Source organism: Lactobacillus sp. IBH004 (genome assembly GCF_026185255.2).
In the GTDB taxonomy this organism is placed as follows: Bacteria; Bacillota; Bacilli; order Lactobacillales; family Lactobacillaceae; genus Lactobacillus; species Lactobacillus melliventris.
The window spans coordinates 1-9000 of the sequence record NZ_CP110218.1 but is presented as its reverse complement, the minus strand read 5'-3'; the positions used below and the strand labels follow the sequence as shown (position 1 = coordinate 9000).

The following is a 9000-nucleotide window of genomic DNA, read 5'->3' as shown; positions in this document are numbered from 1 at the left end:
AAAATAATTCCATATATACCAAAGCAACTTAACATAATGTACATTAAGCGAAGTTGCTACGAAACTTAGTGCTACAAGGCTTCAAACTGCAGCAAAAAAATGTTTGTGAATTTGAAGCCGTATAGCAAAAGGGAAGACTGATTTAACAGCCTTCCCTTTTTTCATTACCTGGTAATTTCACAATTAGACCAATTGCTTCATACCAGCTTATTTGTTACTTTTAATCTTTAACTTTAAATTGCTCCGTATGCTTCGTAAATTAATAAGAAAATCACTTTGATAGCAGCAGTAAATTAAAAACTTGTTTACTTGTCTTACAGGCTACCAATTAGAAGAACAGGAATATTAGCAAAAACTTCATTATCAATCCATTGCTTCAATTGAGTAATTGATTCTTGAGCCAATTTTTTATCTGAACCCTTTAATTTATTAGCCAATTTTTCGGCAGTGACTAGCTTTTTTGCTATTTTCTCTTTAGAAGTATTAGTGATCATTTCTACTTCGGTTTTTATTAATGGTTTAAGAGATTTTTTATGACCATTTACATTGTATGTCCCGGTTAAAAAATTAGTCCAAAACTTATATTTGCCATTTTGCGACACAATATGAACTAAAGAACCATTTTCTACTGATATAGCGCGATCTATTTTGAATAACATGTTTTTAGCGAAAACTTTTTTAGCATGCTTCAAACTATATTTTTTAAGTAAGCCATTTTTTCTTTGATACAATCCGCCATCAGTAGTAGCTATATTTTTAGCTAACTTGAAAACATAGCCAGCTTTAGTCAGTTTGTTAGACCATGTTTTATCAGACACACCCTGATTATTGACTACAGTATTTGTATCGCTTACGTCAGCTGCTTTAACAGGCACATAATTACTGCTTGTTGCACTAAATATCAAGCTTGCACCAAAAACAGCTGCAAATGCTGCTATACTAAGTGATCTTTTCATTTTTACCCAACCTACTTTGATTTAATACCAGCCATGAGCTTGCCAAAATGCTTTAGCTTTTACCCAACTTCCACTATAACGTTTGTGAATATATATCGTAGCAGCTTTTTCTTGATTAGCTATACTATAGTCGCCATTAAGATATGCTTTATCTAACTGAAAGCGACCGTAATGCGTACCGTTAGAAACATAATAATTGTATCCTGATTCTCTCTTTGCAATCCAAAGTTTAGCTGAACGTTCTGCACTACTTAAACTATCATAATATTTTTTCTTAATACTTGCTGGTACACCATCATAAGGTCCGAACGCCTGAGGTCCTACTACGTTTTCTACAGAGCCAACATTTTGTGGCAAATAAATAGGCGTACCATTAGGTAAGGCTTTATCGGGATCGATATTATCATTTAAAGCTTCAACTACAGACAAATCTAAATTATTATTAATTGCAATTTGTCTTAATGAATCGTTATCATAGTTTGCTACAGGATTTATATCATATTTAGAAACAGGACTTTCTACACTATCACTTGTTGCCTCAGCTTTGACACTTGTTACCGCTAATGGAGTTGCAACTGTCGCAAAGGTTGCAGCAGCAACACCTAATCCAACAACATACTTAAATTTCATAATTAATTCTCCTATAAACGTATATTAAAATATTATAATGATATAATGCCTTAATAAATTAATATTTTAATATCGAGATTATATATCTTTAATTAATTTTATTCAATTATTTATACCTATAAAAATAGCCTAAGATAAAATCTTAGGCCTCACTTTTGTACTACTTAAGTAGTTCGTTAAGAATATCTTTGACGATATTCAACACATCTCGAATTGCGGTAATTACAAGATACAAAAGAATTAGAATTAGAACATCAGACACGTCTTTTCACCTCCTTTATGAGAAGCCAGTCAACTTCTCAAGATAGTGCACTAAACGCGCAGGATTATTTTACCAAATTTTTATTTTCATGATATAATTTTTATAGAATTAGATAACGTCAGACATGTTTAACTAAACGTGTAAGCAGGTTCAGTCACTTGCAAGACGTCTAAGGCGGTCCACAAGGATCGCTTTTTTTATATATTTATTTTTTATTCTCTTCTAACTTACCAACAACAGCTTGCCTAATTTAGCCCCTATTAGCCCCTGTGAGCCGTTTTTTCGCCCCCGGGTATACTTACACCTGATTTTCCACCAAATGGACGACTTCCTAGCAAAAATGACTGTCCCAATTTTTTAAAAGTAAACAAAATCATTCCTCAACTATTTTGCCTACTTTTATTTTTTACCCCCCCGCTCTCCATTACATCTAAAGTGAACCTGGCATTCAGCGGAGCTAAAATACGGTTTTTGATACGATCTTTGCCTTTAGAAGAATGCTGCTCTACCAGGATTTGTAACAATCCCAATGTGGGACTGTCAGCTCCCTTTCACAAACCCAGATGAGGCTTTTGGCTCTACACCAATATTCACAACAGTCCCACGGTGGGATATTTCGCAAAAAAAGTGCTAGCAGGCAGCTGCTGTTAGAAAACGCTTGGCACCGCCAAGCTCTCACCTTACGTTAAGTAAGTGATAGCAGTTTCCCTTATGCTCTTTCCTAGGAATTTGTGAAATTCCAAGGTACAAGCAATAAAACAACTTTTTCCAAACAAATAAACAGCCACAAAAAACCAGGTTAATCTCCTACAAGCAAAACTAAAACACTACTCGACACCCTAACCTGCAAATAAACCATGAAAGACTGCTGAACCAAAATCTACTACGCCAGCTGCTCCACCTAAACCTAAAACAAGATCAAATAATTAACCTAAACTGCCAATTACTGTTCCCTGCAGTGGGCACACTGGCCCCATAAGGTAACTAACATAACCGCAAAGCGGTTAGTTAGGTAATTTCCCCTTGCGATAAGGAGAAGAAACTATCTAACTAACCGCTTTGTCGATTGTTGGTTACTAATCTGGTCACAAAGAACCAGCATACATTTAAGCTAAAAAACGCCCTGCACAGTAGCCGAGCCGTTGTTTTTTGTCGCTCCAAAATATGATCTGAAGGTCTGGGCAACGCCATATGCTAACCCCAGCCAATAGTACCTCGTACTATGTTCTGTCCTTGCTACTGCCGTATGTTCCACTGCTGCCTGCTCGCCTTACGCATGAGTAATTCTGACCAGACAGTAGTCGTCTGTACCGCCCTGACCTGGTTCGCTTAACTGCTGGTCGTCACCGCCACTTGCCCCACTGCATTCGTTACGTGCTTTCGGAAATAGATTTATTACTTGAAATGGCTCTATTAAACCTGTCCCTTTTTTCAACTTTGTCCTGTTGGTTCGCTTGATAACGGAAAAGACCTCCGGGCTAATCTTTTAACTCGAAGGTCTTTTTAACTTCATCTCTTGAATTTTTAAGTATTTTTGTTATACTTAATTTAATTGATGAAGCTAATCTGTTACCCTGCAAAAGTTTGAGATTAGCTTTTTTCATGCCTTGATTGTCCTTATTGGCAATCAAGGCATTTTATTTGCTTGTTAAAGTAATCATACCATAGAAATATCAAATTCTACTAATTTTTTTAAAATTAATAGTCTTTTAGACTGAGAGTAGTATTCTATCAAGCTTAAAAGCTTTCTAGATTAACAACAAATTGCTGCCAGCGTGTTTTAATGGCTAATTATCATTAATCTAATAAATTATATAATTCAACTACCTGCTCATTAAGTTCTTGTATGATTTACGCAATTTGCTAAATCTGCTTTGTAGGCATTCAACTACGTCTTGTTTTAGTTTGATTATAAGCATTTTGTACCAATCCAGCAGCCACATTCTTGGTTAATGGTACTTTTAACTTTTTTGCTTGGATCATTAATGTATCAGTAGCTGTCTGTTTTTTATCTGCACCAGATTTCTCACTTTTAATAGCTTCCTCGTTAACTAAAACTTGAGCAAGCTTATACCATACATCTAACTTATCTGCTAAAGATTTATTACGTTCTTTAATATATGGATAAATACCAACAAGAATAAACGCAATTATTACAGCTAGCGTGCTTAACAATTGTAAAATAGACGTTAATTTATCCATCAATATCACTTCTCTCCTTGACAGTAGTAAATTGTGCTGCCTTTAATTTACGAATTTTTTCTTTTAAATGATCAATTTCATTTTCATCATTAAGAAACTTTGTACGATAGTATTTTACTTCGTTATATAATCGTCGCCGTTCTTTATCATTTGCAGTATTTCTTGTTTTTACATGCCACTGATAAAAATTGATTAGCATTGAAACGAGTCCACAAAAGGCAGTTGAGGTTAGCAAAATTATCAGTTTTTTATACATTATGCATATTCCTCCTTGCTATTTTGGTTTGTATAAAAGAAAGAGTCTCAACAGTAAGTGAGCTGTTTGAGACTTTTAAATATTTTATGATCTATTTATAAAACTTATTACTACTCTGGGTCATTCCAAGTAATTTCATAAATTCTACTGTGCAAAGTCTTTAATGTAGTTGCGTCATGATATGAGACCGTTAAATATGCATCATTTTTATTAATTACTTGAATACTTTCAAACTCAGTAACAAATTTACTCCGATCTAAGACTGAACCATTATTGTGATCATTATTATTAGCATTCAAATTAATTCTATGCCAGTTCTCTGTGCTATTCCAATCCACTAATCCATTCGGCAGTTTTTGATAACCATAAGGTATTTTATAAATATAACGATCTTGAGCTACCCCTTGACCTACATCATCTGTTTTAGGTGCAGCTTCACTTGAAATATAGATATTTTTTTTATCGTCTATATCAAAGCCCTGAATTGATCCAACAGCAGATGTAAAATTCTCAATTTTAAATGCATAAGAACAACGAAATTGATCAAGCGGATAATTTGTAGGACCACCATTGAGAGCTTTATTAATTTCATTCACTGAGTAGAAACCAAAATGAGCCGTTCCACTTGTATCAATAGTAACAATCAACATATCTAGATAATTTGGAGAAACCGCAGCTTCGGATCTAAGCAAATTAACTCCTGGATAAACTACATTATCATCATAGCCTGCTCCTGCTCTATTAAGAGCTGACAACCTAGGCATCTGTGTATTTTTCGTATATTTTTTATTTTGAAATTTTACCCTTGCTATTTGAGTAGCCCAGTAATATTTAGAGCTTGAAAGTTTTTTAGGTTTTGTACCAATAAACCACTCACCATTGCCGTTAGGTCCAGCATATTCCCAAGTTTGTGTATGAGAACCTGCTGTACCACTCTTTTTAGCACCCTTTAAAAATAACCGAAAATGCTTTTCGCCTTTTGTAAATTGTGCATTAAATCCATCTTTTCTTGCTCTATAAACTACAGTATCTGTACCTTTGGCCAATTGCTGCAACGCATATATATATTTAGTTGCTACATTACCTTTTTGAACAACTACCTGATGGAGACCATTCAATTCATATTTCAAACTTGGCGTTACACTAGATACTTTTCTCATATCGAAACTCCTTTACTAATTGAAAAAATAATTATCTATCCAAATCTTTAATCTCGAGATCATAATTAAAATAGCACGTAAGGAGGAATTAAGCCGACTAATGTCGGCTTAATTCTTTGTTGGAGGAATTGTGCAAGTTTTAAGCAAAAAAAAAACAATGAGGATTCATTGCTTTTTATATTTAACTTTATTCTTTTATATTTTTTCTATGTTGGCTGGCGTGACATCAGCTGCTGTATTTATTGGCTTTAAATGATTGCCAAAAGTATATTTAGCAGTCGAAGCTTTCACAAAATTACAGTTTGACATCGATGAAGGTGAATCTAAAACTTCATAAAATAGTTCTGCTTTTTTATCTGCTGGAACCCATATATATCTTAATCCTGTAACCGAAACCGTATCACCTGAACTAAACCATGAATCGTCCGCAAATTCTCCTTTTATATTATAAAGATATGCGTCATTCACAAATCTTACATGCATGATATTAGTATACGGTATTAGTTGCTGACGAGGCTGCGTTTTAAGGTCGTCTCTTAAAACAAACAATTTTTTATTGTTTTTTATGCGGAATACTTCTAGAACTCCATTATCAAGCATATCAATTTTAGTCGTCCCTGCTAGTTCTTCTCTATTACTGCGACGATCAACCACTAGTTTCGTACCCTTTTTGACATATTTATTGGTAAATTCACCTTTATTATTAACAAGATTTGCTTTTGTAAAATCTTTATCAGAAGAAAATGGCGATGATGCTATTGTAACAGTAGCATAATTAGTAAATAACTTATTTCCATTGATACTATCAACATTTATAGCTTTAATATAACCGCCATGACCGATGTTGTAGTATTGTTTACCTTTAATTGTTTTATATGGTAGATAATACCAGTTCATATCTTTGTCATTAAAGGAATAACGCTTGGTATCTGGATCAGATAGGGCTTTAATTTTGCCAACATATCTTACTAAAGCACCCTTTTTTAGCAGCCCATTCGTTTTAAGATAAGAATACTTTTTCTTACCCTTTTTGTTATAAACACGAGTCTTATGATTCAAGGTTAGCTTGCCTTGCTCAGAATTTACATTTGACGTAGTAGTTTGAGCTTGATCAATATTAGTTGTAGTAACTGCTAATGATGTTGTTGTCAATATTCCAGCTAATAAGCTAATAAACAATTTTTTGTTAATTTTCATTGTAATTACTCCTTTATCCTTAAATTCTAATAGCTATCTGGTTAATTGTCTATTAAGGCTACCTTTACTGGACCAGGCAACCTAATATAAATATTAGTCGAAGTAGTGCTAAGCCAAATGGCTATCAGTTTTAAAAGATTTATAAAAAACTTCGTGAAAAATAAAGTGCGATCCTCGCATGCAAAAGAGACATACTAGACGTCTAGGCAATCCATTTGGATTGCCTTTTTGTATATCTACACTTTTGAAATCTACGTGTGCTTCTATGTTTTAATAAAACCCTCTTTACTCTTTTGAGGACTTCGTCCTGTTATTGATATATAATAATATATAGAAATATATAGTAATATATAGCAATATAAGAGAAATATATATGAAAGATATAAGAGAAATAATTGATATAATAGTACCTACAGCATCTAATAAAGAAGTAGCAAGATATAGAACAAGGATTAATTCGTATATAAAAAAATATAAGATAATATATAAAAAAGAAAATAGAAAAATGGTTCTTGATGAATCAGAAGCGAAGAAAGTCATTGCTCATTTTAAAAATGGTGAAGTAGGTTCTGCTAGATCAATTAGTAAAACTGATTACGTCAGACATTTGGAAGAAAAAGTAGCGAAACAACAAGAAGAAATTGATCAGCTTAATAATCGATATTTAAGTAAAATCGAGGAGCAGAATAAAGAGTTAAGAGAAGCTAATAGGGCTTTAGGAAAAAAGTTTGATCGGTTAATGCAGCTTATGAACCAACAACAACAGTTACATGGCAGAGACCAAAAGATAAAAGAGCAGGGCTCTTTAGAACGTAAGGAAAGAAACATTGATAATGAACTAAAAGAGCCAGTTCGAAAAAATGAACACTGGTGGCAAAAGATTTTTAAATAATTGGGCATAAGACCTTGAGGCATCTTAAGATCACTTCTAACTGACTTATAATCATTCGCTAACAATAGGGAACTTAATGTTTAAAAGTAACGTATTCAAAGTTATTTTGACAATAATTTCACCCACTATAATATTAATTTTCACTGTATTTTTTTAATAAGTAATCAATATTTCAAATGACTTGTAAGAGTCATTTTTTATTTTATCTTCTAGTTATTAATCTTTGAAAAACTTGATAATTTCATATTATAAAGCACAAATTAACTGGATATTTAACGAACTATATGTTTATATATACATGATTATTTTTAATATTATTTGTTGATAAATTTTTATACTGAACTATGGTTTTAATATCAATGTCGACATTGATCTAAAATATTATGAAAGGCGTACTATTATGAAAAGTACCATTAAAAAATTGGGAATTTCTCTTGGGGCAGCAAGTTTTATAGGAACGACCATGGCAACAACTGTAGTAAATACATTTGCTGCTACGGACAACTCCGTAAGTAATTCCAATGAAAATCAAAACAACAGTTCATATGGGGCATTGTACGGTTCATTAACTAAAGATCAACAAGATGAGTTTGATCAAATTGTTAATGGTGCTGGACTTAATGAGGAGCAGCAGAATACTCTCTTACAAGACAAAATTACTGAACAAAACAATAACCTGACACGTGGCTTAAAGTTAGAAACAATTAAGAAAATTGCCAAATACGTTGCTAAAATTACTGGTAACAGTTTAAAAACTAAGCCACTAAAAGCTTTTGTAAACTTTCTAACTGATTATGAAGGTAAAGCTGAAGATGGTATACGATATGCGCTAATTCATTATCTTCACCTTAACAGCACAGTCGCTTACTGGACGGCACGAACAGTCGTATTTATCTATCTTTAAATAATCTAAAAGGTGTGACTATAACATGAATACTACTTTAATAATAATCATTATCTTGGCTCTAGAGCTTCTGCCAATCGATACTTGGCTTGCCAGATACAATATGACGCTTGCTATGCCTATCCTTTTTACTTTAGCGTTGATTGCTGTGTTTCTCCTCTCTTTAGTGGGCTTTTCAAAAGCTTTTCATTGGTATGATTATCTAATAGCAGTTATTACATGTGTTTATGAATGGATGATATTCTTCAAAAATAACAAAAAATAAGCAAACCAAAACTCAAATACGCAAATTAATTACAAATTAAGCAGATTAAATACCTAATCAAAAAAATAATTCCATATATACCAAAGCAACTTAACATAATGTACATTAAGCGAAGTTGCTACGAAACTTAGTGCTACAAGGCTTCAAACTGCAGCAAAAAAATGTTTGTGAATTTGAAGCCGTATAGCAAAAGGGAAGACTGATTTAACAGCCTTCCCTTTTTTCATTACCTGGTAATTTCACAATTAGACCAATTGCTTCATACCAGCTTATTTG

The 9000-nt window shown here is 33.0% G+C and carries 10 protein-coding genes; 3 read left to right on the top strand and 7 right to left on the bottom strand.

Annotated elements, in window-relative coordinates; genetic code table 11:
* Positions 1-314: 314 nt before the first annotated feature.
* The 7 genes from LDX54_RS09620 to LDX54_RS09590 form a co-directional block, all read right to left on the bottom strand.
* Positions 315-956: a hypothetical protein gene (locus LDX54_RS09620; protein WP_038521162.1), complete on the bottom strand. Its 642-nt coding sequence runs from the start codon at positions 954-956 to the stop codon at positions 315-317.
* Positions 957-977: 21 nt separating this feature from the next.
* The gene (locus tag LDX54_RS09615; RefSeq protein ID WP_038521159.1) at positions 978-1586 is read right to left on the bottom strand and encodes a hypothetical protein; all 609 of its coding nucleotides are present in this window, start codon (positions 1584-1586) and stop codon (positions 978-980) included.
* A 1373-nt stretch (positions 1587-2959) separates the two neighbouring features.
* Entirely contained in the window at positions 2960-3103 is a 144-nt protein-coding gene (locus LDX54_RS09610) for a hypothetical protein (RefSeq protein WP_158593833.1), read from the bottom strand.
* Positions 3104-3732: 629 nt separating this feature from the next.
* Entirely contained in the window at positions 3733-4050 is a 318-nt protein-coding gene (locus LDX54_RS09605) for a phage holin, LLH family (protein WP_038521156.1), read from the bottom strand.
* Positions 4043-4306 (bottom strand): hypothetical protein, encoded by a 264-nt coding sequence (locus LDX54_RS09600; RefSeq protein ID WP_038521153.1) that lies wholly within the window; start codon positions 4304-4306, stop codon positions 4043-4045. The genes LDX54_RS09605 and LDX54_RS09600 overlap by 8 nt, the downstream gene beginning before the upstream one ends.
* A 110-nt stretch (positions 4307-4416) precedes the next feature.
* Entirely contained in the window at positions 4417-5466 is a 1050-nt protein-coding gene (locus tag LDX54_RS09595; protein WP_046333027.1) for a helveticin J family class III bacteriocin, read from the bottom strand.
* Positions 5467-5661: 195 nt separating this feature from the next.
* Positions 5662-6663, bottom strand: a complete 1002-nt coding sequence (locus tag LDX54_RS09590) for an SLAP domain-containing protein (RefSeq protein ID WP_052059623.1) — start codon at positions 6661-6663, stop codon at positions 5662-5664.
* Between the two features lie 373 nt (positions 6664-7036).
* Between LDX54_RS09590 and LDX54_RS09585 the strand changes: the two genes are divergently transcribed.
* The 3 genes from LDX54_RS09585 (at position 7037) to LDX54_RS09575 (ending at position 8724) form a co-directional block, all read left to right on the top strand.
* Positions 7037-7555, top strand: a complete 519-nt coding sequence (locus tag LDX54_RS09585) for a hypothetical protein (RefSeq protein ID WP_038521150.1) — start codon at positions 7037-7039, stop codon at positions 7553-7555.
* Between the two features lie 400 nt (positions 7556-7955).
* Complete coding sequence (locus tag LDX54_RS09580; RefSeq protein WP_038521147.1) at positions 7956-8459, top strand: hypothetical protein; 504 nt, start codon at positions 7956-7958, stop codon at positions 8457-8459.
* Positions 8460-8484: 25 nt separating this feature from the next.
* Complete coding sequence (locus LDX54_RS09575) at positions 8485-8724, top strand: hypothetical protein (protein ID WP_038521144.1); 240 nt, start codon at positions 8485-8487, stop codon at positions 8722-8724.
* Positions 8725-9000: the final 276 nt, after the last annotated feature.